This is a genomic window from Methylobacterium oryzae, from assembly GCF_036441375.1.
GTDB lineage: Bacteria > Pseudomonadota > Alphaproteobacteria > Rhizobiales > Beijerinckiaceae > Methylobacterium > Methylobacterium oryzae_A.
This window is the reverse complement of sequence record NZ_MLCA01000002.1, coordinates 83,976-109,481: the sequence shown is the minus strand read 5'-3', so window position 1 is coordinate 109,481 and position 25,506 is coordinate 83,976. Positions and strand designations below refer to the sequence as shown.

Genomic DNA, 25,506 nt, shown 5'->3' with positions numbered 1-25,506 from the left:
ATCAGCCGTTGCAGGCCGACTGCGTGAGCGTCTCATATGGGTGAATCTGCGGCAGTCTGCGGTCGAATGCGACACCTAAGAAGCAGAAATCACCATCAAAGCCGTTCCTAGGCAGCTTAAGACGCACCTCCGTGCCTAGATTATCCCTGCATAGATTGTCACACTTTGCAGGCGCTCGATGTCTCGACGGGGCGGGGCACCGAACAGGCGATGGTATTCGCGGCTGAACTGTGATTGGCTGTCGTAGCCAACAGCGAAGCCGGCGGCTCCGGCATTCAGCCCGTCCGCGAGCATCAGGCGGCGCGCCTCTTGGAGGCGGAGCTGCTTTTGGTACTCCAACGGCGTCATCCGGGTCACGGACTTGAAGTGTGCGTGCAGCGAGGAGGCGCTCATGCCTGCCGCAGCGGCGATCTCGTCGATCCGAAGCGGCTCGTTGAAACGCTCGCGGATCCTGATGATGGCGCGAGTCACCTGGCTGATGCGGCTGTCGACCATGGCCATCTGCCGAAGCGTGGGGCCATGCGGTCCAATCAGCAGGCGGTAGAGAATTTCGCGCTCGATTAGAGGCGCGAGCGCGCGAATGCTCTCAGGCCGCTCCAGTAGCTTCACGAGGCGGCAGACTGCATCTACCAAATCCGGATCGACGGGATAGACAGCGATTGCCGACAGGTCCGCCTTGCTCGCCGCGCCACCCTCGATGACGATCAAATCAGCGAGCGCCTGCAGGTCGAGATCGATCTTGCAGCAGAGATACGGTGCGCTCGGACTCGCTTCTATGATGTGGCCTACAAGCGGGAGATCGACCGATACCAGCAGATAGCGCGACGCATCGTACACCACGCATTGATCTGCCAGGGAGACGCGCTTCGCGCCCTGGGCGATCAGGCAAAGCGATGCCTCGTAGACGGCCGGGACCGGCATGGTCGGTCCATTGGCGCGGATGAGCGAGAGGCCGCGCATTGCTGTGGGTGCTAGGCCCTCCGCAGGCCCGTGCCGCCTGATCAACGCGGCGAGTTCTCCAGTCCTATCCATGAACCCTTTTTCGGCTGGCCTCGCAGGCGCCACAAGCCAGAGCCGGCGGGTTCAGAGGATCGTGCAAAGCTTTCGGGCGATCGTTCTAACCACTGGGGCCTCCGCCAAAGCATGGTCTGCCGGGCAATTTGAAGCTGAAAGGATCAACCATGACCGGCGTGACCCACAAGACCATCCTCGTCACCGGCGCTTCGAGCGGCATCGGCGAAGCCACTGCGCGCGAGCTCGCCAAGGCCGGCGCAAGCCTCTTCATCGGCGCTCGCCGGGCGGACAGGCTTGAGAAGTTGGCTGCGGAACTCGGCGAGCATGTCGCCTACCGCGTGCTCGACGTCACCGACGGAGCTGACTTCGAGGCCTTCACCGAGGCGGCAGAAGCACGGTTCGGGCGGATCGATGCGCTTGTGAACAATGCGGGCGTAATGCCCTTATCTCCGCTCGCCGCACTCAAGCGCGAGGAGTGGGCCCGAATGATTGATGTCAACATCCACGGCGTTCTGAACGGCATCGCCGCCGTGCTGCCCCGCTTCGTCGCCCAGGCGTCAGGGCATGTCGTGAACGTCGCGTCGATCGGCGCACACCTTGTTGTGCCCACGGGGGCCGTATACTGCGCGACAAAATACGCGGTCTGGGCCATCACGGAGGGGCTGCGGCAGGAGCACGACGACATTCGGGCAACCGTCATCTCGCCCGGCGTCGTCGCCACGGAACTCGGCAACGACATCACCGATCCGCAGGTAGCGGATGCCTTGAAGGTTTGGAGGCAGAAATCGTTGACCCCGGACGCTATCGCCCGCGCCATCCGCTACGCTCTCGAGCAGCCGGAGGGGGTCGACGTCAACGAGGTCATCGTTCGCCCTACAGCCGCAGGCATGTAGATCACCTTGATCCGGCCCTACCGCGCGCCGGCGTTCGGGCCATTGCGGGCGATGTTTTAGACAGCCATCTCGGCCGCCGTCGCCCACGGGCGATGGTGGTCGGCTTGTATCGATCGTGACTTGGACGCCAAAGATCCAGCCGCGACCGATCCAGGCGATGCCAGTGATCTCATGGAGGCCAGGAGGGCATTACCAGCCCGCGGTGGGCGGCGCAGACGAGTAAGGTCCACGTAGCTTATTTGCGGTCGGGAGCGAGCCTCGTCGCAGACCTTAGGGCGCAGGAAGGCCGGGCGTGTCGCCTCGGCGGCCGGGCGCTTGGCTAGTGGCGATCCTTTGGAGCGCAAAGCATCCGAAGCCGAGGAGCCGACGAATGGCGGCTATTGGGAAGCAGCGGTGGCTGTCCGCACGTCTGGGGTTGGTCGGTAGGGGTCAGATTCGCTTTTGCAGCGGATCTGACTCGAAGCGGACCAGCCGCTTTCGGCCAGCATCTGCCGCCGCCCGGTGCCCGGACGAACGTCTCAGATGGGTGGAAACCGGCTCGTCTGCTTCAAAGCGAGAACTGGCCAAAGCGGACGCTGCTGTGGCGTCTCACGGGTTTCGACATATCCCATCGAGATCGAGGTGCTCGCTGCCATGCGCAATCGCTTATGCTTCGGGCCGCCGCCAAACAGAAATTGTACTCAGTCCTCCCGTACAGCCACTCTGGACGATTTTTGTCGCCCACGACCACCTCATCTGTTGCTGCTGTCGCGGCTCTGAAGAACTGCATAGCCAGCCGATAGTAGCCGAGGGGCGCAGCCGTGATATGAGAACCGGTGGAAGTCTGAGCCGAAGGAGGCGGTTTTGGACAGGCCCGTCGAGCGCCGTCTCGCCGCGATCTTGATCACGGATATCGTCGGCTACAGTCGTGTCCGTCGTCAGATGATTTGAGACGACTTGAGGCGCTCAGGAACGGAGGCTCTGGTCCTTCTGGGTTGAGAGGTTAGGCAGCCTGCGCGTGGTGGCGCAAGCGGCGATCGATGAGGGTCTGGCGCTTGATCCGCGCCCGCTCACGCAAGATCGTCTCGCCGCGGCCGAAGTAGACGTCGGCGGGAGTGAGGTTGCCCAGGCTCTCGTGAGCCCGAGCGTGGTTGTAATGCTCGACGAAGGCGGCAACCCGCGCCTCCAGTTCGCCGGGCAGGTAGGCGTGTTCGAGCAGGATGCGGTTCTTGAGCGTCTGGTGCCAGCGCTCGATCTTGCCCTGCGTTTGAGGATGGCGGGGCGCGCCGCGGATATGGGTCATGCCCCGGCTGCCGAGCCAGTCGGCCAGATCACCCGCGACGTAGCTTGATCCATTGTCGGAGAGCAGCCGCGGCCGATGCGCCACCTGCACATGATCGAGCCCGGCCGCCGCCAGCGCAAGATCGAGCGTGGCGGTGACGTCGCCGACCTGCATCGTCGCGCACAGCTTCCACGCCACGATGAAGCGCGAGAAGTCATCCAGCACGGTCGAGAGGTAGTACCAACCCCAGCCGATCACCTTCAGATAGGTGAAGTCCGTCTGCCAGAGTTGGTTGGGTGCGGTGGTCTTGTCGCGGAACTCGTTGGCGGCTTTGACCACAATGTAGGCCGGGCTGGTGATCAGGTCCTGGGCCTTGAGCAGGCGGTAGACGGTGGCCTCCGAGACGAAGTAGCGCCGCTCGTCGGTGAAGCGCACCGCCAACTCGCGCGGGCTGAGCTCCGGCTGCTCCAGCGCGAGGGCGACGATCTGCTCGCGGACCTCGGCGGGCAACCGGTTCCAGACCCGGCTGGGTCGGGACGGGCGATCCGCCAATGCCTCGGGGCCGCCACGCTGGAAAGCGTCGTACCACCGGTAGAACGTAGCCCGGGTGACGCCGAGCTTCTCCAGGGTGGCGCGCACCGACAGATGGGATTGCTCGACCAGCCGGATGATCTCCAGCTTCTCGGGGGCCGGGTACCTCATGCCTCGTCGCCCCCAGCCCCGGTCATACTTTTTTTCAGCAGGCGGTTTTCCAGGACGAGATCGGCCACGACCTCCTTCAGCGCACCCGCCTCGCGACGCAGGTCCTGGACCTCGTCGGCGGTCGCGGCACGGGCCGTGTCGCCGGCCAGCCGCTTCTTGCCGGCCTCCAAGAACTCCTTGGACCAGCCATAGTACATCGAGCTGGCGATGCCTTCGCGCCGGCACAGCTCGGCGATGCTGTCCTCACCGCGCAGCCCTTCCAGCACGATGCGGATCTTCTCCTCGGCCGAGAACTGCCGGCGCGTGGCGCGGCGGATGTCCTTGATCACGGCTTCTGCCGGCTTCCGCGCCGGCCCGGACGTCTGTTTCATCTTCGCTCCTGGGGGCTACGATGAACCAGCCATCCTCCGTTCGTGAAGACCCTCAATTTGTCTCAGGAGTGCTGACGGCGGACACCCCAAGCGCGTCGGTCCCCATACCCTGCGCCACTCCTTCGCCACCCATCTCCTGGACGACGGCGTCGACATCCGCGTCATCCAGGTCCTGCTCGGGCACAGCCGGCTCGACACCACCGCCCTCTACGCCAAGGTCGCAACCCGGACGGTGCGGGCCGTGACCAGCCCCCTCGACAGGCTCGCCCTGTTCCATAGACAGGGGGCAGCGCCGGACTGAGACGATGCCCGCCGCGATCGAGTTGGCCAACGTCTTCCGCGCCGCCGGTCCGGTCTATCGCGCCGAGCAGGCCGGGCATCTGAGCCTGGATACGCTGAGGGTGATGGCGGCGATCGAGGTCGGCCACGACCCCCTCCAGCGCGCCTGGCTTGCGGCGCAGGTCCTTGACCTCGTCGGCGGCCGCGGCCCGAGCCGTGTCACCGGCCAGCCGCTTCTTGCCAGCTTCCAAGAACTCCTTGGACCAGCCGTAGTACATCGAACTGGCGATGCCCTCGCGCCGGCACAGCTCGGCGGTGCTGTCCTCACCGCGCAGGCCTTCCAGCACGATGCGGATCTTCTCCTCGGCCGAGAACTGCCGGCGTGTGGCTCGACGGATATCCTAGATTACGGCTTCCGCCGGCTTTCGTGCCGGCCCGGACGTCTGTTTCATCTTCGCTCCTGGGGGCTACGTTGAACCAACCATCCTCCGTTCGTGAAGGCCCTCAATCTGTCTCAGGAGTGCTGACGGCGGACATGCCGGGCGTCAGTAGGAGCACGCCGGGCCGACCGAGGACGTCGGTGAGCGAATGGACCTTGGTCGTCTGGCCGCCACGCGACGGGCCGATGGCCTGGGCCTGCGCCCACCTATCCCGCCGTGCGCCGAGCAATGTGCTCGCACGTAGGTGCTGTCGATGGCAGCCGCCTCGCCCGACCAGCCGGCCTTGGCCAGGGCGGCCAACATCGCCTTCCAGAAGCCACGCCGGGACCAGCGGTTGAAACGGTTGTAGACGGTCGTGCGAGGCACATACGCGACCGGGCAGTCACGCCAGCGGCAGCCCGAGGTGGGCACTCGCAGGATGCCAGAGATGATCTGCCGGTCGTCCTTTCGCTCGGGTCCGGGTTGATCCTTGGGCATGAACGGGGCCATCACCGCCCACTGCTCATTCGAAGCCAGATCAGGTCCGCCATCGCCGCCTCCACGCTGTAAACGGCGGCCCTGAATTACAAAACCACAAACCCTGCTACGCCTTGGTTCGGTTCACACTTTAGAGCCCGTTCATACTCCCCGGTAGGCCGACATCAGCGACGACGTTCAGAACAGGTCTTAACTTGTTGGAAACTCGCGCGGCGCAGTATGTTGAAGGCGGCGCTGCTCACACACCCACAAGGCCGGTCCTCTTTATTGCTCTCGGCCTTGGGAGCGGATCGTGTGAGGTACCCAGCAATGCGGGTCAGAATGAAGATGCCCAAGAAGCTCGAACTCGAGCTCGCGGCCTCGTACCACTCTCTCCAAGATTTCATCGAGGATCAGAGGTACAGGCTCGAGTTCATGTCCGAGCAGTGGCAACAAGGCGACCGCGGTTTGGCCGTCTTAAACTGGCTCGACGATCTCGACGAGGTTGCCTACAACATGGAAGATTTCCGTACGTCGGCACTCTGAGACGTCCAATTGGGCCCCGGCATCACTGCTGGGGCCCGTTTCATTCTAAATCTCAGTAATAAGACTTCTCGGTCAAATAATAATATTTCGTTTGTCTAAATACTGATAAATTTTGGTGGCTCGTAATCGCAAGGTGTGCTCCCAACTATCTGGCATTGCTTAAATTTATGATTAAGCACAACATCGGATTGTTTAGTTTTTACCTATAACGATTGATTATAGCAGGTTGCTGCGCATCATTGACGGGAGCATCGGGATGGATAAGCACTGAAATTGGCTATGACGCTTACGCCAAGTGCAATGTAAGCGGCAGCCACATGCCCGCTGAGGTGGAGCGCCGCCCTCGAGCAGTCCGACCCATTCACAGGCAGGTCTCCGACGATGCGCTTTTGTCGCACCCACGCGGAAGGCACCGGGGAGCCGATTTGTTTGGATCGAGCGACCTGGATGATGCCGGGGTCAACTTTCAAAATTGAAGTGCCCTGACGGGCCTCCCTGCCGCGGTTCGCATAGGCGCTTTCCGCTCGGCCAAGGATCAGGAATCGCGTTCATGGCGCACCGCTAAGCGCCTCTAGCTATTAGCAAAAGCGCGGCGGAGCATGCGCGAGCCGCGTCGGGTCAGAGGTGCCCCGGCGTGTGCTCCACCGCGAGAGCCACATGCCCGAGCACGATGACGAATTGGCGCGCAATGCCCGCGCTCTGGATTTCCACTGGCGCGTATCCGAAGACTTGGTTGCCGCCGCAGGCCTGCCGAAGTTCTCCCGCTCCAAGATCAACAGAGCCATGGCCAGCGTCCTGGCGGCGCTCGCCTTGGCATCGGACAGCGACCGGCCCTACGTCTCCTACAGCCGCTCTCGGGACTTCTACGCGGCCCAAGGGCGGTACGAGGGGACGGACTACACCTACTCGTCGGTGCTGCAGACCGTGAACGAACTTGGGCGCCTCGGCCTTATCGAGGAGATCCGGTCGAAGCCCGGCGCCCACCTGACCCATGGCATGCAGAGCCGCATGCGGGCTTCAAACCGTCTCGTCGAGATCCTGGCCGGTCAGCCGATCGAGTATCTTGGCTCGCGCTGCCCGCTCGTCTTGAAGGGCGAGGACGGCTCCCGCATCGACTACGAGGACACATCCGAAACCCGGCGACTGACGCGCGAAATCGGCAACCTCAACCGGTTCATGAACAGCTTCTCGGTCGACGTCTCGGCCTCGGCCTCGCCGGACAACTGGGAGCGGACCGCGCACCACGTTCGCGCCCGGAAGGTGAAAGACGGTGTCGAGACATGGGCCTGCGCCCGCATCACGCCGAAGGTCGATGTCTACCGTGTTTTCAGCCGTGGAGGATTCCGGCAGGGCGGTCGAATCTACGGCGGCTTTTGGGAGGGGCTGCCCAAGGACCGGCGGCTCGACCTGTTGATCAACGGCGAAGTGGTCATCGAGGAAGATTTCGCCTCCCTGCACCCGCGCCTACTGTACGCCATGCGCGGGGAGAGGATGCCCGCCGGGTTCGATTGCTACGCGCTGCCTCACTACCAGCGGTGGGTCGGCAAGCTTGCGCTGAACGTGGCCATCAACGCCGCGACCCTGAACGCCGCGGCCGGGGCCCTGATAGAGAAGGCCCGCCAAAAGAAGGCCGACGGCTCGCCAGTGTGGCCCTACGGCTGGACCGAGACCCGGCGCATCATCGACAAGGTCATCGCTCACAACCCGGCCATCGCGGGCTACATCGGGAGCGACGCTGGTGTCTCGCTGATGGCCATCGATGCCCGCATGGCCCTAGAGGTCCTCAAGGCCTGCGAGAAGGCTGAGCTCCCGGCCCTGCCGGTCCACGACAGCTTCCTCGCACCGGAGGGTCGGCAGGCCGAGTTGAAGGGCATCATGAACGATGTCCTGGAAGGTACGCTGGACCGGATTTCACCTGCAACCTTAAGGGGTTCGCGGAAGGATTCTATAGGTGAGACGACCCAAATGATCCGATATAGGGAGCCGGGGGTGGGCGAACCTGTCGAGACCCCCATCGCGGAGCTTGAGGTCGCCCCTTCCGCGGAGCCCTTGTTGTCCTCTCCCGAACCCGTGGTCTCCCCCTCCGGGACCGGGGCTCGCTTCCGCCCCTTCCTGGGTCTCCTCCCGCCCCGCCCGGGTTCTCCCCGTCCCCGTGTTGACGCCCCTCCTCCGGAGCCCGGGGCTCTCTCTCCGGCCCCTGTAGAGCCCCCTGCGCCTGTTGCCGCCGTGCCCGTTCCGGCCTTCCTCCTAGCTTTCCGGACCCCGGCTGCGGCCGAGCCTGTCCCCCCTCCTGATGAGACGCCGCCCGTCCTCGCTGCTCCTCGCACTCGCTCGTCCCTAGCGCTCCTCGCCCCTTACCTGCCACCCGCCGACGTCCCCTCAGACCTCGCTCCGCTAAGGCCCGCCGTCACCCCTCCGAGACCTGCCCCTGTATCCCTGGCCGCACTGGATGATGGATGCCCTGAGGAAGCCCCCGAGGTGCCTCTTCCGCCCGTTGGGAGAGTGGGGCTGCTCGGCAGGCTCGCAGCCCAAGCTCGCGCCCTGCGCGACCCTGCTGGCCTCGCGGCCGGGGATGCGCGCATGGCGGAGCTCAGGGTACTCGCATCACGCCAGCGTGCACGCGCCCACGCACCATAGGCGTTGTCTATTGCCGAGCACCCTGGCAATATGCTGGCAGGCTCTCGCGGGCTGACGATGCACCTCATCGTGAAGGCCCTCCGTCCCACCCGGGCGGGGGGCCTTCTTCGTTCTGATGCTGTGCCTTGCCGGGCCGGCTGGCATGATCTCCAACAGGAGCCAGCCCGCATGTTCACCGAGCCCGCCTTCATCCTCCCCGGCCTGTGCGAGCAGATGCCGTACGAGATCCACCTCGACCCTGAGTCCGAGGCCGAAGATGCCAGCGCGCCCGAGTCTGGCTCGGCGCGCACCGCACGCGAGCGCCGGGACGCCGCCGAGCGCAAGCGGGCCGAGCGTGCCCGTCGCCGTGCCGAGGGCATCCCTGAGCCCCGCCTCGTGGAGGCCGCCATCGCCACCGCCCTCTGCGACCTGTCTCGTCGAGGTGGGCTTCGCGCGCGCGTGAAGGAACAGAGGAGCTACGACGGCATCGCCTATGGCCTCGACGCCGTCCTCGGGCAGGCCATGGAGGAGTTGGTCGAGCGCCGGGGCGTCGCGCAGCCACAGGCCAAGCGCGCCCTCATGCAGCGCCTCGGGCTGACCCGGCAGGCCTGAGCCGCGTCCCATCCGGCATGTGTTGGCCGATGTACGGGGCGGCCTGACGGTCGAGGGGTCATCCACCAGGGCCGCTCCCCCATGCCCCGCTACAACGACAACCCCATCGTCCGCCCCGCCGACCTGCGCGGCCGCTCCATCTCCAGCCACGTGACCGAGGCCGTCCGCAAGGGCACCGCCCGCCTTGTAGGGTTCGAGAGCCGGGGATTCCGAGGACGCCCGCGAGGACGATGCCGCCCAGGAGGCCATGCCGATGGAATAGAGCCCCGAGCCCGCCGCCCCGCGGTCGGTCGAGGCCGCGCCCGAGGACCGCATCGTCCGCCGCGTGGTCCGCCCGCCCGCGCCCACGGCGAACGCCATCCGTGTCCCGCCAGGCCTGCGCATGCCCTCGCAAGGTCGGGGCGAGGCCACCCCGGGCGACGATGCGCCCGGCCTCGCGGGCCCGTCCGCGAAGGTCGACATGCGCGCCCTGATGCGGGGCGCCGGCCTCGGGCGGGCCGCATCCTACGACGAGGACTGACACCGCCCCGGCCGGCATGTGTAGGCCGATGCATGGGCGGGGGGAACGGTGGGCGGGCACAGCCGGGACCCGCCTATGACCGCTCAGGAACTCGACGAGGCCAAGGCCGACCTCGCCCTCGCCAAGGCCGCCCTCCGTCGGCGCCTCGGTCCGAAGGACGTGGCGGCGGTCGCCTCGACCGGCGAGAACGTCGCGTTGGCTAAGGCCAGCGTGACGGAGCTCCGGGACATTATCGCCGACCTGGAGACCCGCGTCCGCCTGTCGGGGCCCTGCGGCTTCGGCGCGATCTACATCGGCTGAGGCCAACATGCAGCCTCGCGTCCCCGCCCTCGTCACAGCCGACGGGCTCACGCCCCTAAGCCGGAACGCAGCCATCGACAGCAGCTGGCCCGGCACTTCGTTCGCGCGAGGGATGCGGGACTGGCGGGTCTCTCGCGGCAGCGCCGACGCCGACAACGGACCAGAGGCCGACATCGCGTTCTGGCGCGGGCGCGGCTCGGAGCGGCACGAAGGACAGGTCTATTCGGCCATCCAGCAGCAGGTCCTCGCCATCGTCGGCGAAGGGCTCGACGCCGTCCCGACGCCCGACTGAAAGACGCTCGGGAAGAGCAAGCTCTGAGCGGAGGAGTGGTCCCGCGTCGTCCGCGGCCTGTTCCGGAACTGGGCCCGGACCACCAACTGCGACGCCTCCCGCACCGAGACCCTGGGCTTCATGGCCTCGGAGCTCCTGACCTCGACCATCGTGTCGGGATCCGGCGTCGCCGTGCCCTACTACCTGCCCGAGAACGGGCTCACCCGGTTCGGCACCTGCTTCCGCGTGGTCGAGGCCGACCGGCTCTCAAACCCGGAATTCGCGCCCGACACGGCGACCCGCCGTCGGGGCATCGAGCTCGACCCCGAGACCGGAGCGCCGAAGGGCTACTGTGTTCCTCGCTCGCCGGGAGGGCGTCGAGATCCAGGCCCTCGCCCCGCGGGCGCAGAGCCACGTCACCGGCGGCGTCTCGACCGGGGACCACGACGAGGGCGACGGCACCCCGAAGCGGGCTGCGCTGGCCGAGGGGGACGATTACCTGCGCGAGTACGGCAGGGGCATCGTCCGTAACGGCGTCGCCATCATCCGAGTCATCGGCCCGCTCATCGCCTACGCGTCGTGGCTGCAGAGTTGCGGCATGACCTCGTACACGACCCTGAAGGCGGACCTCGCCGCGGCGGTCGCCCACGGCGGCGTCACGGCCATCATCCTGGAGGTCGACAGCCCCAGCGGGCAGGTCACCGGCTGCAGCGAGGCGGCGGCCGCGGTGAAGGCGGCGGCCGCGCACATGCCCGTCGTGGCCTTCGTCGCCGGGGACGCCTGCAGCGCGGCCCTCTGGAACGTGTCCCCCGCCGACCACATCGTGGTGACGCCGACCTCGGCCGTCGGGTCGCTCGGCTGCTGCTGCTCCATCGTCGACCGCCGCGGCGCCGACGAGAAGGCCGGCGTGAAGACCCACGAGATCATCTCCTCGCAGACCCCGAACAAGAGGCCCGACGTCGCGACCGATTCGGGGCGGGCCGCCATCCAGAAGAACGCCGACGACACCGCCGCAGTGTTCATCGCATAGGTCGCCGCCTACCGCGGCCTGTCCGTGGACGTCGTCGGATCCGAGCAGTTCGGCCAGGGCGCGGTGTTCATCGGTCAAGCCGCCGTCGACGCCGGCCTCGCCGACGAGGTATCCACCTTCGACGAAGTCATGGCTGAGCTCGTCGAGGACGAGGCCTCGACCGGCCTGCTTGTCGCATAGGGAGCCGGGGCGATGAATGCCCCGGCCGGATGGGTCACGACGGAAGCGGGACCGGATACGCCGTCGGGTGGCGGCGGCCATGGACGACGTGGTTCACCGAGCCGACGTTAAGACCAACGCGGATGGCGGCCTCCGTCTGGCTGAGGCCGAGGATCTCAACGAGGTAGAGGACGTAGCACGCCATCTCGAACGTGCAGGGGAAGCGGCCGCGCATTGGCGAGCCCTCCTGTTCATATACAGGATGAAGGAGCTCCCGAGTTGAAAACTGCGGCGGAAAGTGACACGTTGAGGCTGCGAGCCGTCGACTTTCAGCGCAGCTTCCTCCCGGGAGCGGCTATCGTTGGTGGTCCATACGGAGCCGGGTGTTGGTAGCACCCGGCTCCGTTACTTCGACCGGCAGGACCTCAGCCGTCGAAGCACTTTCTATGAGGCCATACCGCCTCCGTCGGAATCCCCGAAGAACGACGTATTCCCGGTCGCGCCCTGCTCGCGCAGAGTTCCGGCGTCCGAGGCGTCGTCCTCCTCCTCTTCCTCGATCTCAGGCATCTCGGGGGCGGTCCCCCCATGGCCGGCAGCCGGCGCCTGGTCGAACTTGAACTGGTTGGCGGCCTTGTCCGTCACGACGAAGCCGGCGTCAGCAGACCCGTCGAGCAGCCCGCGCTCGACGTAATCGCGCGCGCGGTCGCGGATGGAGGCGAAGCTGGTCGTGATGCCGGCGTTCTGTGCGACCTCGTGCATGCGCTCGTAGTCGAAGCGCTCACCCATCAAGTACAGATAGCCGAGAGCGGTCCGCCAAGCGTGCGAGATCGCGCCCCTCTGGCGCCCGCGGCGCTTACCGTCACCGTCATGCGTGTCGAAGGCTTCCTCGTCGTCGCCGCGCGACGAGACCGGCCGAAGCGCCGCGGCCTTTTCAAAGGCCGCAAGCTCGACGGTGGCGAGAGCGATGCTCTCACGCAGGGTAGCGACCTTGGCCTCGTGGTCGGAGATTTCCGCCTCTACGACCCGAATGGCCTGCCGCTTTTCGGCGATGAGTTTATCCAATGCGTCCATGACACCGTCATAGATGCACACGGCGGATTGAAGCGCAAGGGCGCACGGCGTTTAGAGGGCACTGATTTCCGACGCGGGAATTTCCGCCGTCAGCATGTCAACCCCGAGAAATGCCGTCGAACGGCGTCAGATGCCGGGATGTTCAGACCATCCAAGTCATCCTGCGAATTGCGGCCCCGCTTCCGACTGCGGACTTCTAAAGCCAGCAGGCGGGCGCGCACGCACGCGAGGCAAGCGTTTTCCACCGCCGATTTTTTCTGTCCGGCATGTATTGGCCGATGCACGGCGGCACCTGACGCTCGCCGGGACAACAGTTCCAGGCCCGCTCAACGGCCCCGGCTGGATACCGAGGTTGGGCGCGGGTCCCCCGAACCCGGAGCAGCCCATTTCCGCCCCTCGCCTCCGCGCCAAGCTGGCGACGCCCCGCACCGCCTCGGAGCAGACCAACGAGGACAAGGCTAAGGCCAAGAAGGCCGGGGGCAAGGAGGAGGACAAGGATGCCTCCGAAGAGGACGGTGAGCCCGCCGACGAGAAGAAGGACGTCAAGAAGGGCGCCACCGCCGCCGCGACCGGCGCCTCCGGCGAGAAGGCCCGCATAAAGGCCATCACGCAGTCGGCCAACGGCAAGCTCTTCCCGGCCCTCGCCGCCGCGCTCGCCTTCGACACCGACCTCTTCGCCGAGCAGGCCTAGACGCTGTTCGCTGTTGCACTGCAGGACGTCGACACCTTTGCCGCCGCGGCCCCCGAGACGCGCGAGGCGGGCGATTCGCCGAAGGGCGACGCCTTCCGCAGAGCGATGAACGCGGAGGCCCCGAATCCGAAGCTCGGCGCCGGCGGCGGCCCGGCCGCCGAGGAGGACGAGCTCGTGAAGGCGCTGCGCGCCGCTTGCCTCCACGGGGACAGCAAGGACTGACCGGCCGCCCCAACCGCCCGAGCCCCGCCCGTAGCACCTGACGCAAGGACGCCCCTCATGCCGTACCCCAAGAGCAGCATCGTCGACTGGGACAACAGCGACTACCGCTTCGCCAGCCCGTACGGGCTCGTCCGGCTGACGCTGGCGGGCGGCGCCGAGATCATCCCCGTCGGACAGTCCATGGTCAACATGACATGGACGGTGCTTCAGTACCTCGACGTCGGGGACGTGCCGAGCAACGAGTACATCATCGAGTCGAGCGGCTCTTGGACGAGCGTCAATGACAACGCGCTCGTCAGGACCAGCTCGGGACACCCGTGCACCCCGGCCTGCGTCGGGATGAACGCCATCGTCGTCACCCTTACCGACGGGCAGCGCCTCGCGCTCTACGACCTGGCCGGGAATTTCATGAAGACGACCAACCCGCCCGGCGGGAACATCCCGGTCGACTGGACGGGCACGAGCTGGGACGTGCCGAGCACCGGGGTGGACGGCGCGTTCTTCCACGTGCAGTCGCACGACCTCATCGTCAGGGCTGATGGCTACGACAAGATCGTGCCGGCAACCTTCGACATGGGGATGACATGGGTGAATACGTACATCCCCTCGAACCCGAACAGCCCGCCGCCGACCGGATACGTCCCGCCCGCCAACGGGGGCGTGGCGGCACCCGCGCCGGTCGCTCCGCCCGCCCAGAACGGCAACGCCTTCCTCGTCGGCATCTCGGTCTGGTCGCCCGTGTTCCTCATCTAGCACCGCTCAGGTACTTCGTGACGGCGGCCGGGGCCTTCTGCAGGACGGCGTCACGGACGATGTCAGCGAACAGGAATCGGGGCTGGTATTCGATCCGCTCGGAGATGACCGCCAGGACCTGCAGGCGCCCCCGGCCGGGCAGCACCAGGGCCTCCGGCTCGCCAACCTTGAGACGCATCCAGTGGGCCCCGGCCGCGACGGCGTCACGGACGAAATTGCGGGGCAGGTTGCCCTCGGCGTCCAGCTTGTCGGCGGCGCCGGACGCCGGGACGAGCGGGCCTCCCTTCGTCGTCGCGTAGTCGCCGGCCACGCGGGGGCCGCCCTCGACCTCCAGGCCGAAGTACTGCGCTTGGTCGCCGAGGACGAAGACGTATGTGCCGGCGTCGTCCCCGGCCGCGTCTCGCCGATAGGCGAAGGCGTTGACCGTCCACGCGACCGGGTTGTCGAAGCGCAGGACGGTCTCCGCCATCAGGCGCTGGCGGGCGGCCGCGCCGAGATAGTCGGCGACCTCCTGCAAGGCCGGCTTGAGCACCCTGGCGGCGAGGTCGCTGACCTGGCGGTCGTAACCGGACCGGTCGACGGTGACTGAGATCTCCATGCCGCGGAGCGTGCCCTGCCCCCGTGCACCGGACCACACATGCCCTCGGGCCGGTGACGCCGTACTTCCCACAATCCGTTACAGAGGCAGCAAGTAACGGGGCGCTAACCGTGCTCAGAGTTCTCCCCACGTTCCGGCGTCCGGGCCAGGGACAAGCGTTGACTCCTACTCGACAGTGAGTCCGTGACCCCCGATCGTGAAATCACACCGGACGAGGGAGTGACCCAATGACGACCGCCCACGGAATCGCCAGCGACCTCGACCGGGTGGGCATGGGCCTGGCTGGCGTCCTGGCTACGAGCCTCGCGGATGCCCGGCAGCGTCAGGCCGACGCCGATTACGAGCAGGGCCTCCGGAACGCCAGCGCCGCCGGGCGCGCGATGGCCGCCGTCACCCGCCAGCGCGCTCTCCATCAGGCCGCCGTCGACGAGGCGGCCGAACTCCGCGCGCAGGTCGCCCGGCTGCAGCGGGAGCTCGCCACATCCCGTCAGGAGACCGCCACCGCCAAGGCTGAGACCGCGAGCATGCACCGGCGCGCCCTCCGCGCTGAGGGCCTCGTCCTGCGGGCCGCCCGGTCGGCATAGCGTCGGCATCTGTGCGCACGCGGTAGCACGACAAAGTGTGCACGCAGCAACTATCAAGGCCCGGACCGCAGGGTGAGCGACAAAAAGAAAGGCCCGCCCCGGCGTCCCGGGGCGGGCCTTTCGCTGTTCGGGGGTGGCGTCAGATGCCCTGCTTCAGTTGGAAGCCCGGGTCCGAGATCATGTCCTCGAATGCCTGGTCGAGGGTGGCGTTGTACTCGGCGATCTCCTCGCGCTGACGAGGCGTCACTTGCGCCGCGCTTCCCAGGATGTGCCTGTACTCCGACAGGGTCGGGCACAGGGGCAGCCCGGGGATGGCCTTAATGCCGAGCATGTGGGCGCCGGCCTGCATCGGGCCGCCGCGCCAGATGTGCATCATCTCCATCGTGTTGAGCGAGTTCAGCCACGCGATCTCGGCCTCGTTGAGACCCTCCGTCGGGGGCTCGTCACCCAGCGTCGCGAGGGCGCAGGCGAACGCGTAGGCCGCCTTGCCCTTCGCGAGGACGGGATCGAGCTCGACAACTTTCGCCGTCGCGGCGGCCTTCGGGGCGGTCTCGGACTTGGGGGCCGGCGCCGGGGCGGGCGTGACGGTGTCACGCGCCGCCGGCTGTGACGGTGTCACGGGCGCGGCGGCTCGGGCGGCCACGGCGTCCATCGCGTCTCCGACCTCGACGCCCACGGGCTGCGGCGGGGCGAACAGGCTCTTCATGACCCACTTCGAGCCGTCCCAGACGGCCTGTGTGGCGGCCGCCATGGCGGCGAGGACGAGGGCGGCGAGCTTGGCGATCTTGCGCATGACGTGGGGATTCCTGACTGAAGGGCCGGCTCTGCGGACCCGTGGGAAGGCTGAATCCCGGGCTGGAAATGCACCAGCCCGGGGACTGGTGTTCACGCCGCGGCGGGAGTGTCAGCTTCCTCCGCTGCGGTCTCGGCGACCTCGGCGCGGATGGCCGCGATCAGGTCCTGTCCGACCGGCGCCTCCGGGACGACGCCGCCGCCAGCGAGGATCTCGGCCGTCGTCGCGGCGCGCAGCCAAACCTGGCGGGCGGTCGTGTCTGTGACGACGGCGTACCAGCCGCCGCGGACCCGGAGCTCGCCCTTCTTCATGGCGTGCCCGTTGGGGTAGCGGAACCGGCGCGACACGCAGTCGAGGCCGGCCTGCTGCTTGAGGCGCTCGTGCAGGCGGAGTGTCGCCTCGGCCGGATCGAGGAGGTCCTGGGCCTCGTGTTCGTGAACGTGCTGAAGGACCTCGGCGAGCACGACGTAGGCAGTGCCGAACCGCTCCGGCATGCCGGCGGAGATCGTCACGACGACGGTACCCTCGGGCAGGTCGGCCTCGACGATGCCGGTGTGGAACCCGTCGATGATCTCGTAGCGGGCGGGATGGAGCGGCCGGTCAGCCACGACGCGGCGCGTCCCCGGCGTGAGGGCGCCCGTCCATAGCCAGTGCTTGGCGGGGATGGCGAAGGCGAGCATGTGTCGGGACCTCCTGGCAATTCACTGATTGCCAGATTGAAGCACTCGGCCAAGCACGTTTAAAGATTCGCCGAAAATTTTTTCGCTGACCTAATTGGTAATTTGCAATTTGCAAATTACGAATTACGATCCCCCGAATGTCGAAGGAATATGGCATCTTGCTTTTCAACGGAATGTCCATAGTCTCTACTGAGTTTAACATGCCTGAGACTGGAAATGGCCGCATCGCTGACAGAGGAAGAAGTCGTCGGCCGTCTCCGGGCCGCCTGCATCGAGGCAGGCGGCCAGACGGCGTGGGCGGCCGCGCACGGCCTGAGCGTCCCATACGTGAACGACGTCGTGCGCAGGCGCCGCGGGCCGGCCGCGCGAATCCTGGAGGGCCTCGGGCTGGTCCGAGAGGTCCGCTACGTGCCGCGCCAGCCCGAGACCGTGACGCTTTACGACGGGGACGTTGTTACCCTGCTCCACGCGGAGGTCCTGTGATGCTCGGGCAGCGCGACTTCGTCCGGGCCCCGACGGGCCTGATCCTCCCCAGCGCCGTCGCCGAGAAGCGCGCCCGCGTCGGCCGGCGACCGAAGGCGATGGACTTCTTCGCCGGAGCCGGCGGCATGTCCCTCGGCCTGATCCAGGCCGGCTATGAGGTCGTGGCCGCGGCTGAGTACGAGGTCTTCGCGGCCCTGACCTACGCGATGAACCTGTGCCGGTACGGCAGCGTCACGATGCACTTCGTGACCCCGGAGGACGAGAAGCGCACGTCCACCTACATCGAGAAGGAGTACCGGCGCTCGGGCCTGACCGTGAAGGGCGGTCACGTAGTCGCGGACGGTAAGCTGGCCCGCACCCCCACCTTCGTCGCCGGGTCCGGTTGGATTCGCGGGCAGGATGCGCGCGTGGCCGGCGTCAGCCATCTATTTATCGGCGACGTCCGCAAGCTGACGTCCGAGCGGGTGCTCAAGGCTATCGGCATGCAGCTTGGGGAGCTCGACCTCATCTCGGGCGGCCCGCCCTGCCAGGGGTACTCGAAGGCTGGCAAGCAGAACATCTCCGACCCCCGCAACAACCTCGTCTACGAGTTCGCCCGCTTCATCCGTGAGATGCAGCCTGTCTCCTTCGTCATGGAGGAGGTCCCCGAAGTTGCGACCATGATGGACCCCGACGAGGTGCCGGTCCTGGAGAAGTTCAAGCGGCTCGTCGAGCCCGGCGGCTACGAGGGGTACGAAGCCTTCAAGCGGGTCGCCCACGGCAGCCCGAACCGCGGCGCTTCTCTGCGAGGCTCCACCATCCGGTCGCTTGAGGCTGAGGCCAAGCGCGAGCGCAAGAACGCCACCCGGGCGAAGAAGGCGCCTCGGGCTCCGGCGGTCGCGCAGACCGACCTGTTCGGAGATGCCGCATGAGCGACCGTTCGCGATTCGTCGACGAGCTTGCCCTGCTCGACGCCCGGGAGACGCGGGCCTGCTACGCCGCCGTCCTGACCGCCGCCAAGGCCCGCGCCGGCTCCCAGCGCTGGGCGGACGTCCGGCTGCAGCGCTTCGTCGAGAACGCCGAGTACAACGTCATCAGTGCCGTTCGGTCCGCCATCGAGCAGATTGAGAAGGCGATGGAATGGGTCGACCCGAACGAGCCGGCCTAACGACGACCCCGAGCGTCACGCTCGGCTTCCTCCCGCTTGCGGGAGGGCGCACCCAACCAGGGCTGCCTGGGAAGCAAAGCCTCCCGCACCGCAGAGACCCATCATGACCCAGATGCTCACCATCCGAACGAACGCCAACCCAGCCACGCACTGCTCGTGCTGCGGCCGCACGCTGACCGATGCCGTCAGCGTGAAGATCGGCAAGGGCCCCATCTGCCGGGCCAACGGGGGCGTGCCCGAGCGCGACCTGTTCACGACCCGGTCGGACTACGAGGTCGAGATCGAGGGCGACGTCATTCTCGTGACCGACCTCGACCTCGGCGGCCGCTCGGTCACGAACGACGCCGAGGGCGTCATCGGCGACCTCGTGCGGTCCGGCCTGCTCCGTCCCGGCATGCGCGTCATCTACCGCGACAGCCGACGGGTCTGGGACGAGCTCCTGGTCCGCGACGGGCAGTTCGCCGGATTCGCGCCCATCGACCTGCGCGACCGGGATGCGGCGCTCTCCAGCCTCAACGCCAAGGCCGCCTGACGATGCCCCCGTCGCGCGCCAGGCAGTCAGTGGCGCCCTGAAACAGGCATCCCTCGCAAAAAGGAGAGCGCCATGGAGCGCACCGTCAACCTCAACCTCGACGACAGCCTGCCCATTGATACCTTCGACGTCGACGTCGCGACCGGTTTCGCCGAGGTCGGCGGCGAGTACGTCCGCATCGTCCACGTCATGGCCGCGCGGGAATACACCATCCCGCTCTCCTACGAGACGACCGCAGAGGACGCGCTGCGCCTCGCCGCAGCGGTCATCGAGTGGGACAGCGGGATGATGGAGCAGGCAGACAGCCCGTTTCACGCCAAGGGCCCGAAGGTGTCGGCACGGCAAACCATTCGCTCGTTCCTGCCGCGCATGAAGGCATGCGAGTTCCGGGAGCTCTTCGCGGACACCTATAGCTACGCGGGAGCACTCGGCTGATGCCGACCCGCCCGCCCGTCGAGCACGTCATCGTGCATCGCCCCAGCGGGCGGACCGTCTCCCGGTATCCGAGCCTGGAGGCGGCCCGCGCCGCTTGGCGCAAACGGGCCTTCCCCACGAAGGCCCTGGTGAAGGGGGCCCTGACTGCCTGGGCCCACCAGCACCTGATCATGACGACGGCGGCCGCCGCGGCTGCCGCCCACCGCCGCGCCATCGAGGAAGAGAAGAGGAGCCGCCGAGCATGACGACCGCCACCGCTTTCACGCCCCGCCTGCCGCCGGTCGCCCGGGGAGCCTGCCGCGCCCTCCATTCCGCTCCCCCGGCCGCTCCCAGAATCCCCGCCAGCGCCGCCGGCTGACGCCCCGGTGCAGGAGGTCCTGGCTGATCAGGCCTCGGCGCTCGCTCGGGCCGTAGCCGAGACCGACCCGGCCCTGATGGAGGCCGCCCGAACTGCGGCGCGGGTCCGCGCGGTCGACGAGGCGATTCGTGCCGCGGAGGAGGATCTCGCGCGGCCTCGGACGCTGACGCGCTGGGGCTATGGCGTCGAGCCGACGGCCCCGGATGAGCGGGCCCATGTGGCGATGCTGCGGGCGGCACAGTGCGCCGGCGGGGCTGCCCGGATTCACCCCTACCTGGAGGACGCCCACCGCGCCGACGAGACCCGCGCCAGGCATGACGAGCTCGTCGCCGCCGAGACTGAGTGGAAGGCCCGGGCGGAACGGGAGCGCCACCCGAGCAGGGGGTGAGCCCTGTATATAGAGAGAGGGCCCCGGTGGTGACGCCAGGGCCCTTCGCGTTTCAGACGTGTTCGCATACGACTGCGTTGAGCGTCGCCCCCGTTGGGCAGTCCCCGGGAACGGTCCGCCGGTACGGCCCCCATTGACCGCATCCCCGGCACCGGTAGCCATCGAGCGTCGCCGGTGTCGGCCAATGCCGCAGGCGGCTCGGTTCCTCCAGCCTCCAGCGATTGTGCTTCTCGACATGCGCCTCGGCGTCAGCCCGCGTCACCGCGAAGCTGACCCAGCCGCAGCGGATGCACGTTACGCAGTCGTCTGGGATCTCCTGCTCACCCCTCGGCATCGTCGTCCCCTTCCTGACCGAGCCGCCGCTCCTCTGGGATGTCCGGCGTGGCGGCGAGGCGCTCTTGGATCTCCCCCAGCGTCACAGGCCTGTAGGCCCACTGGTCGACGCCGACGTCGCAGCTTTGGCTGGTGTCCGGCAGGGAACCGTGGGTGTGCCCGAACAGGTGGATCGACCCCCTCCAAACGCCGGGCCACGCCCTGAGCGGGTAGTGGCACATGACGACCCGGACGCCCTCGATCTTCCGCGAGACGAGGTCGTGCTGCTCGTGCCAGGGCAGGTCCGTGACCCGCGGCTTGTCGTGGTTGCCACGGACGAGGATCTTGCGTCCCCGGAGCCGGCGGAACAGGGCGGCGCACCGCTCCGGGCTCGCCCCGAGGGCGAAGTCACCGAGGTGCCAGACCTCGTCGCGCGGGCCGACGACACCGTTCCAGGCGGCGACCAGAGCCTCGTCGTGCTCCTCGATGGAGGCGAAGGGACGCCTCGACATGGCGAGGACGCCGGCGTGGCCGAAGTGGGAATCGGCGGAGAAGAAAGTCGTCATGGGGCAGCCTCCGTGAGGGGGCTGCGCACGCGCGTCACGCCCCGGGGGTCGGTCCTTCGGTCGGGGGGAGCGCTATTCGGCGTTTCACGTCGGCCTCGTGCGGCTGGTGAGGATGCGATGATCGGGGCGCGGACTCAGGCGGTCAACGGCGAAGGCGGGGTTATCCCTGGGCATCGCGCTGGTTGCACATAAGGTCGCCCGGGAAGCACGAATGCCGTTATGTTCTGCGCATAAGAGCCCCGGAAGCAGCATAACTTGAACGCAGGGCCGCCCCCGTTGAACTGGTCACAGATGTTCCTACTTCGTTCTCAAGAACGGAGTGGTCGATGCTGAGCTTTCAGGACGTCGTGGATGCGGGACCGGAGGAGCGCGACGCCCTGATGCGCGCTATGGCTGAGGACCTCATGGAGGCCTCCGGCCGCTACCGCGGGTCGGCGGGATTCGTCCGTGCCGAACGGCCCCGGGATGTCGCCATGGCGCTCGGCTCGGCCCGGCGCGCTTCGGCCTCGGCGGCACGGTCGAGGGCGGCCTTCTCCCGCTCGTAAGCAGCGATGACGGCGGCGACCCAAGGCTCCATGCCGCGGGCCTTCAGGTCGAGGCGCTGCGCCTTTGCGTAGACCTTCCGGGTCACGTCTTCCAACCGCGCGTGCTCGTCATCCTTTTTCCCGGTCTTGTGCGCGAGGATGGCGCTGCCGGCGCCGCCGAGGTCCTCGTCGTCGAGGTAGCTGCCCAGAGAACGGCGGGTGTCGTGCGGGACCCACGGCCTGATGCCATGCTTCTCGAACAGGTTGACGCGCGGGGTCCGCGGCTTGCGCTCGCCGCCGTCCTTCGGCTTCCGGCTCGGCTTGCTCTTTCCTTGGAGGCGGTCGAGCAAGCCGGCGATGCCCTCGCTGGTGACGTGCCGGCCCGACTGCCGGGACGGAAACAGATAGGCGCTGTCCGTGTCCGGGTCCTCGAACCGGGCGAGAATCTCCAGCGCCGAGGGCGGGACCGGCAGCGCGTGCGGGCGGGGATCCTTGCCACCCTTCATGTCATCGGCGCTCCAGGTCCAGACCTGCCAGTCGGGACGGCCCGGCATCGGGATGACGCGGTCGAGGCGTGTGCCACCGAGGGCACCGGTCCGTTGCGCCGTCAGAACCGTGGCCCACAGTGCCGCCAGCGTGCCGGGGCTTGTCTCCTGGTCGGTCGAGCCGAGGACACGGTACCGCTCCGCCAGGGTGAGCGTGCGCCCGAGCTCGGCCAGCGTCGGCACGTGGTCCCGGGTCCCGGACGCGTACTCGATGTCGAAGGATTCCCACCAGGGCACCTTGCCGAGCTGGCTCTGCCGACGCTTGAACCGCCAGGCCCAATCGAGCGCCGCCTTCGTCTGCCTGACGGCCCGGGCGGCCGATGATGGGGACGTCGCGGCCTCGATTTCGTCCCTGACCTCCTCAAGGACCTCGACGTCGAGCTGGTGCAGGTGCCAGTGCCCGATGCGGCGGAACGCCGGGTAGGTCAGGTGGGTGCGGTACTGGCTCGCCCACGCCGGTTTCAGCTTGGGCAGCTTCGCCGCCAGGAATTCCTCGACGAGGTCGTCCCAGGTCCAAGGCCCGTGCAGCCTCCGGTGCGCCGCGTCGTCGGGCAGCACCTCGTAGTCGAAGGCGGCACCGACGGCGGCCTCGACGTCGCCGGCAAACTGCTCCAGGGCATCCCGGTAGAGCTTGAGGTCGGAGCGCGGGTCGCGCCCGTCCTTGAGGGCGAGCTTCGCCCGGGCAGCCGCCTCTCGCGCAGCCGGGACGGTGAGCTCGTCGGCGGTGCCGAGGCGCATGGTCGTCGTCCGCATGCGCAGGTACCAAGTCGCGCCGAGCGGAAGGACCCGCAGCGCAAGCCCGCGCTCCTCGGTGTCGGCCCACTCCAGACCTCGCCCCGGGACGCGGGACCCGGCGACCATTCCCCTGGCGCGCTTCAGGTCATCGGCGTTGAGCCGGCGCCGCTCGCGGGTGTAGTCGTTCCTCGTCGCCATGCCCGTCCGCGCCCCTGATACAACGGCTGATACAACAACTACCTCGGGGCCTGCTGGCAAGGGCATACGACTCCGCCGTATTCCTAACCCCATGTTTTTGTTGTGGTTCGGGGCGTTTTGGTTAACGGTTCGCCATTGGATTTCAGGTCATTTCAAGTGTTCGGTCAGCTTCCCAAGCTGAATGTCGTCGGTTCGATCCCGATCGCCCGCTCCAACGAACCTCCATAACCTCATGCGCTTTCTCGCGACCTGCGCGGTCGAGGTGTTCCGCAGGGTGTTCCCCGCCGTTCTCCAGAGCCACCCGGGATCATAGCCGTCTCGGTCGACGGCTCGGACCGTGGCACGTCCTCCAGGTTGCTAGTCCCGATCCCGAACCGACTGACGTGGTCGGCTCCGGACGCCGGCTGGATCGACGAAGACGTCGCTCAGGAAGCCGCCCCTGCGGGGCTTGGCTGAGCCCAGGCACAGCGCCCGTTATCCGAGAAGCGGACTTTCGGCTTCGCGCCCATTGCCAGTATCAAACAGGCCTCGAGAGCATCTCCGGAGACGTCGCAGAAGCTCAGTTCGAAGGTCCGGTCAGCGACGATTTCGGATCTGCGGTGAGCGCGGAAATGGCCGCGCACTTCTCAACGTCGGTGATCAAAATTTGCGAGAACCAATTCTCGCACTTTTCGTCCTATGGAAAATGAGACGAACACTCTCGAAACAGCAGCTATAGTAACGCTGAGAACACCCGCGCCGCAGCTGAACCAGTCGAGCCCGGGCCAGCCGGCCGGATCATTCCAACTTGAATTCAGCCTGCCTGCTAGGCTCTAATACCGAAATCCGAGCCTGGAGGTCGACATGGAAAAGCGAGTCCCTGTCATGCCGGAAGCGCAGGATAAGCGAGCCAGTTTTTCCTCACAGGCGCCGGCACCGAGCAGATCTATTTCTCGGCTCGGCGTCTCTTCCTGGCTTGTGGTCTGCATTACCTGTCTCGGAGCCTTTGCAGGGCAAGTCGATGCCAGCATTGTGCAGCTCGGACTGCCGGACCTGGAGCAAGCCTTCAATGCGTCGCTTGATCAGGTGAGCTGGGTCGCAGTGGGTTACAGCCTCGCATTCGCCGCCGTGCTGCCCGTTTACGCGCGGCTGGCCGAAATTGCCGGGCGCAAGCTGATGTACCTTCTCGGCTTTGCGCTGTTCGGGTTGTTCTCAGCGCTGTGCGGCTTAGCACCGAACCTGCCTTGGCTCATCGCCTTTCGCGTGCTGCAAGGCATGAGTGGGGCCTTGCTCGGTGCAAACAGCATCGTCATCCTCGTGGCTGCCACAGATCCCGCTCAGCGTGGACGCGCGATGGGCCTATTCGCCAGCGCCCAGGCTATCGGAGTGAGTACGGGGCCGGCACTCGGTGGTTTGCTGCTGAGCAACCTCAGCTGGCACTGGATCTTCTGGGTGACCGTGCCGTTCGCTGCCCTCGGAGCGGCGCTGGGCTGGGTGACAGTGCCCGTGAGCACGCGGCTTAGCAAAGAGGCCGCGTTCGACTGGTGGGGCGCATTGCTACTGATTCCAGCCCTGAGCGCGTTGATGACGACGCTCACCGAGCTGAATGCCTGGGGACCGCTCTCCCCCGCGCTGCTCATCTGCGCGACCTCAGCATTGGTGCTCCTGGCAGGATTTGTGTGGTGGGAGAGGCGGGCTCCGACGCCGCTCGTCGATTTAGGCTTGTTTCAGTCGCGCGCCTTCGCCGGCGGGACGGTCGCCACGTTGCTGTCTTACGCGATGCTGTACGGGATGTTCTTCACCATGTCGTTCGCACTGGTGCGCGGCTACCACGACGCGCCGCTGTCGGCGGGATTGCGGCTCGCCATCATACCCGCCGCGCTCGGCTTGGTGGCGCCGTTCAGCGGCAGCCTTTCAGCGAAATGGCCCCGTCTCGTGACGAAAGGCAGTATGGGGTTGTGCGCGGCTGCCGCTGCCGGTCTCAGCCAAACGCTCACCGGAAGTCCCAGCAGCGAGCCGGCCATGATGATGTTGCTGGCGCTGTATGGGGTGGGGCTTGGCTTGTTCATCGCCCCAAACAACAGCGCCACCTTAGCGGCCGCACCGGCCGACCATGCTGGACAGGCGGGCGGTCTGTTGAACCTCATGCGGGCGTTCGGCACGGCAACAGGGGTGGCGACCGCTTCCACCTTGCTCGCATGGCGTCTGGAACTGGCGTCAGACGTTCACGGACGTACAATCGGGGTGAGCGAACAAGCCTTGTTGAGCGCGACAAGTGACGTGATGATCCTATTGACTGCGATAGCGGCGGCGACGGCTCTTGCTGCATCGTTCGAGGATCAGGGGCGGCCCCGAATACAGAGGGCCTGATATCTTCGCCAATCCGCTTTCGTCCAGTCACTTTGAAATGGCGCACCGTCAGCAGGACGACGCAGCCGCGCA

Annotated in this window: 28 protein-coding genes and 4 pseudogenes; 21 read left to right on the top strand and 11 right to left on the bottom strand. The window is 67.0% G+C overall.

Features of this window, described 5'->3' with window-relative positions:
* Nucleotides 1-135: 135 nt before the first annotated feature.
* The gene (locus tag MOTC310_RS08920; protein WP_091784827.1) at nt 136-1,032 is read right to left on the bottom strand and encodes an AraC family transcriptional regulator; all 897 of its coding nucleotides are present in this window, start codon (nt 1,030-1,032) and stop codon (nt 136-138) included.
* 149 nt (nt 1,033-1,181) lie between these two features.
* Here MOTC310_RS08920 and MOTC310_RS08915 point away from each other — a divergent pair, with 149 nt between their 5' ends.
* Nucleotides 1,182-1,907 (top strand): SDR family oxidoreductase, encoded by a 726-nt coding sequence (locus tag MOTC310_RS08915; protein WP_091784824.1) that lies wholly within the window; start codon nt 1,182-1,184, stop codon nt 1,905-1,907.
* Nucleotides 1,908-2,889: 982 nt separating this feature from the next.
* On the opposite strand, the gene MOTC310_RS08910 is transcribed toward MOTC310_RS08915, so the two are convergent.
* Nucleotides 2,890-4,241 (bottom strand): IS3 family transposase gene (locus tag MOTC310_RS08910; protein ID WP_331301554.1). Its coding sequence is split into 2 segments (ribosomal slippage): nt 2,890-3,903 and nt 3,906-4,241, totalling 1,350 coding nucleotides; the frame shifts between segments, so codons are not numbered across the junction.
* An 88-nt stretch (nt 4,242-4,329) separates the two neighbouring features.
* Here MOTC310_RS08910 and MOTC310_RS08905 point away from each other — a divergent pair.
* A pseudogene (locus MOTC310_RS08905) lies at nt 4,330-4,542 on the top strand (tyrosine-type recombinase/integrase); the annotation flags it as partial.
* 115 nt (nt 4,543-4,657) lie between these two features.
* Here MOTC310_RS08905 and MOTC310_RS08900 read toward each other — a convergent pair.
* A pseudogene (locus MOTC310_RS08900) lies at nt 4,658-4,918 on the bottom strand (transposase); the annotation flags it as partial.
* A 139-nt stretch (nt 4,919-5,057) separates the two neighbouring features.
* Nucleotides 5,058-5,490: pseudogene (locus MOTC310_RS08895) on the bottom strand (IS5 family transposase); the annotation flags it as partial.
* Nucleotides 5,491-5,764: 274 nt separating this feature from the next.
* Here MOTC310_RS08895 and MOTC310_RS08890 point away from each other — a divergent pair.
* From MOTC310_RS08890 to MOTC310_RS08860, 8 genes and pseudogenes are all read left to right on the top strand, one after another.
* Nucleotides 5,765-5,962, top strand: coding sequence for a hypothetical protein (locus MOTC310_RS08890; protein WP_124262938.1), 198 nt, complete (start codon nt 5,765-5,767; stop codon nt 5,960-5,962).
* A 657-nt stretch (nt 5,963-6,619) separates the two neighbouring features.
* Nucleotides 6,620-8,599 carry a hypothetical protein gene (locus tag MOTC310_RS08885; protein WP_331301553.1) on the top strand — a complete coding sequence of 660 codons (1,980 nt, stop codon included), beginning with the start codon at nt 6,620-6,622 and terminating at the stop codon, nt 8,597-8,599.
* A 168-nt stretch (nt 8,600-8,767) separates the two neighbouring features.
* Nucleotides 8,768-9,190: a hypothetical protein gene (locus tag MOTC310_RS08880; RefSeq protein WP_091784810.1), complete on the top strand. Its 423-nt coding sequence runs from the start codon at nt 8,768-8,770 to the stop codon at nt 9,188-9,190.
* Between the two features lie 382 nt (nt 9,191-9,572).
* Nucleotides 9,573-9,710 (top strand): hypothetical protein, encoded by a 138-nt coding sequence (locus tag MOTC310_RS08875; protein ID WP_175544084.1) that lies wholly within the window; start codon nt 9,573-9,575, stop codon nt 9,708-9,710.
* A 75-nt stretch (nt 9,711-9,785) separates the two neighbouring features.
* The gene (gene gpW, locus MOTC310_RS08870) at nt 9,786-10,010 is read left to right on the top strand and encodes a gpW family head-tail joining protein (RefSeq protein ID WP_091784807.1); all 225 of its coding nucleotides are present in this window, start codon (nt 9,786-9,788) and stop codon (nt 10,008-10,010) included.
* Between the two features lie 7 nt (nt 10,011-10,017).
* A complete protein-coding gene (locus MOTC310_RS08865) occupies nt 10,018-10,302 on the top strand; it encodes a hypothetical protein (RefSeq protein WP_139174083.1) in 285 nt (94 codons plus the stop codon).
* A gap of 57 nt (nt 10,303-10,359) precedes the next feature.
* Nucleotides 10,360-10,812, top strand: a complete 453-nt coding sequence (locus tag MOTC310_RS32775) for a phage portal protein (RefSeq protein WP_091784801.1) — start codon at nt 10,360-10,362, stop codon at nt 10,810-10,812.
* 67 nt (nt 10,813-10,879) lie between these two features.
* Nucleotides 10,880-11,491: pseudogene (locus MOTC310_RS08860) on the top strand (S49 family peptidase).
* Nucleotides 11,492-11,525: 34 nt separating this feature from the next.
* Here MOTC310_RS08860 and MOTC310_RS08855 read toward each other — a convergent pair.
* The gene (locus tag MOTC310_RS08855) at nt 11,526-11,705 is read right to left on the bottom strand and encodes an RNA polymerase sigma factor (RefSeq protein WP_091784792.1); all 180 of its coding nucleotides are present in this window, start codon (nt 11,703-11,705) and stop codon (nt 11,526-11,528) included.
* 209 nt (nt 11,706-11,914) lie between these two features.
* Complete coding sequence (locus MOTC310_RS08850; RefSeq protein WP_331301552.1) at nt 11,915-12,541, bottom strand: hypothetical protein; 627 nt, start codon at nt 12,539-12,541, stop codon at nt 11,915-11,917.
* A 352-nt stretch (nt 12,542-12,893) separates the two neighbouring features.
* On the opposite strand from MOTC310_RS08850, the gene MOTC310_RS08845 reads away from it, so the two are divergent.
* Together MOTC310_RS08845 and MOTC310_RS08840 are read left to right on the top strand one after the other, a co-directional pair.
* Complete coding sequence (locus MOTC310_RS08845) at nt 12,894-13,232, top strand: hypothetical protein (protein ID WP_091784786.1); 339 nt, start codon at nt 12,894-12,896, stop codon at nt 13,230-13,232.
* Between the two features lie 279 nt (nt 13,233-13,511).
* Nucleotides 13,512-14,207 carry a hypothetical protein gene (locus tag MOTC310_RS08840; protein WP_091784783.1) on the top strand — a complete coding sequence of 232 codons (696 nt, stop codon included), beginning with the start codon at nt 13,512-13,514 and terminating at the stop codon, nt 14,205-14,207.
* Here MOTC310_RS08840 and MOTC310_RS08835 read toward each other — a convergent pair.
* Nucleotides 14,200-14,805, bottom strand: coding sequence for a hypothetical protein (locus MOTC310_RS08835; protein WP_331301551.1), 606 nt, complete (start codon nt 14,803-14,805; stop codon nt 14,200-14,202). The genes MOTC310_RS08840 and MOTC310_RS08835 overlap by 8 nt on opposite strands.
* A gap of 227 nt (nt 14,806-15,032) precedes the next feature.
* On the opposite strand from MOTC310_RS08835, the gene MOTC310_RS08830 reads away from it, so the two are divergent.
* The gene (locus MOTC310_RS08830) at nt 15,033-15,389 is read left to right on the top strand and encodes a hypothetical protein (RefSeq protein WP_091784774.1); all 357 of its coding nucleotides are present in this window, start codon (nt 15,033-15,035) and stop codon (nt 15,387-15,389) included.
* A 139-nt stretch (nt 15,390-15,528) separates the two neighbouring features.
* Here MOTC310_RS08830 and MOTC310_RS08825 read toward each other — a convergent pair whose 3' ends face one another.
* Both MOTC310_RS08825 and MOTC310_RS08820 read right to left on the bottom strand, forming a co-directional pair.
* Nucleotides 15,529-16,182 carry a hypothetical protein gene (locus MOTC310_RS08825; RefSeq protein ID WP_091784771.1) on the bottom strand — a complete coding sequence of 218 codons (654 nt, stop codon included), beginning with the start codon at nt 16,180-16,182 and terminating at the stop codon, nt 15,529-15,531.
* A gap of 92 nt (nt 16,183-16,274) precedes the next feature.
* Entirely contained in the window at nt 16,275-16,862 is a 588-nt protein-coding gene (locus MOTC310_RS08820; RefSeq protein WP_331301550.1) for a hypothetical protein, read from the bottom strand.
* 216 nt (nt 16,863-17,078) lie between these two features.
* Here MOTC310_RS08820 and MOTC310_RS08815 point away from each other — a divergent pair, with 216 nt between their 5' ends.
* The 7 genes from MOTC310_RS08815 (at nt 17,079) to MOTC310_RS08785 (ending at nt 20,205) form a co-directional block, all read left to right on the top strand.
* Complete coding sequence (locus MOTC310_RS08815) at nt 17,079-17,345, top strand: hypothetical protein (RefSeq protein WP_091784765.1); 267 nt, start codon at nt 17,079-17,081, stop codon at nt 17,343-17,345.
* Nucleotides 17,345-18,256 (top strand): DNA cytosine methyltransferase, encoded by a 912-nt coding sequence (locus MOTC310_RS08810; protein WP_091784762.1) that lies wholly within the window; start codon nt 17,345-17,347, stop codon nt 18,254-18,256. Before MOTC310_RS08815 ends, MOTC310_RS08810 begins: the two co-directional genes overlap by 1 nt.
* Complete coding sequence (locus tag MOTC310_RS08805) at nt 18,253-18,492, top strand: hypothetical protein (protein WP_091784759.1); 240 nt, start codon at nt 18,253-18,255, stop codon at nt 18,490-18,492. The genes MOTC310_RS08810 and MOTC310_RS08805 overlap by 4 nt, the downstream gene beginning before the upstream one ends.
* A 103-nt stretch (nt 18,493-18,595) precedes the next feature.
* Complete coding sequence (locus MOTC310_RS08800; RefSeq protein WP_331301549.1) at nt 18,596-19,024, top strand: DUF6011 domain-containing protein; 429 nt, start codon at nt 18,596-18,598, stop codon at nt 19,022-19,024.
* A gap of 72 nt (nt 19,025-19,096) precedes the next feature.
* Nucleotides 19,097-19,459, top strand: a complete 363-nt coding sequence (locus tag MOTC310_RS08795; protein ID WP_091784752.1) for a hypothetical protein — start codon at nt 19,097-19,099, stop codon at nt 19,457-19,459.
* Entirely contained in the window at nt 19,459-19,704 is a 246-nt protein-coding gene (locus MOTC310_RS08790; RefSeq protein WP_091784749.1) for a hypothetical protein, read from the top strand. Before MOTC310_RS08795 ends, MOTC310_RS08790 begins: the two co-directional genes overlap by 1 nt.
* Nucleotides 19,705-19,824: 120 nt before the next feature.
* Nucleotides 19,825-20,205 carry a hypothetical protein gene (locus tag MOTC310_RS08785; RefSeq protein ID WP_091784746.1) on the top strand — a complete coding sequence of 127 codons (381 nt, stop codon included), beginning with the start codon at nt 19,825-19,827 and terminating at the stop codon, nt 20,203-20,205.
* Between the two features lie 320 nt (nt 20,206-20,525).
* Here the strand turns inward: MOTC310_RS08785 and MOTC310_RS08780 are convergent, their stop codons facing one another.
* Nucleotides 20,526-21,083, bottom strand: coding sequence for a metallophosphoesterase family protein (locus MOTC310_RS08780; protein WP_091784743.1), 558 nt, complete (start codon nt 21,081-21,083; stop codon nt 20,526-20,528).
* 421 nt (nt 21,084-21,504) lie between these two features.
* Nucleotides 21,505-23,085, bottom strand: coding sequence for a tyrosine-type recombinase/integrase (locus MOTC310_RS08775; RefSeq protein WP_331301548.1), 1,581 nt, complete (start codon nt 23,083-23,085; stop codon nt 21,505-21,507).
* A gap of 843 nt (nt 23,086-23,928) precedes the next feature.
* Between MOTC310_RS08775 and MOTC310_RS08770 the strand changes: the two genes are divergently transcribed.
* Complete coding sequence (locus MOTC310_RS08770; protein WP_331301547.1) at nt 23,929-25,434, top strand: MFS transporter; 1,506 nt, start codon at nt 23,929-23,931, stop codon at nt 25,432-25,434.
* Nucleotides 25,435-25,506 lie beyond the last annotated feature (72 nt).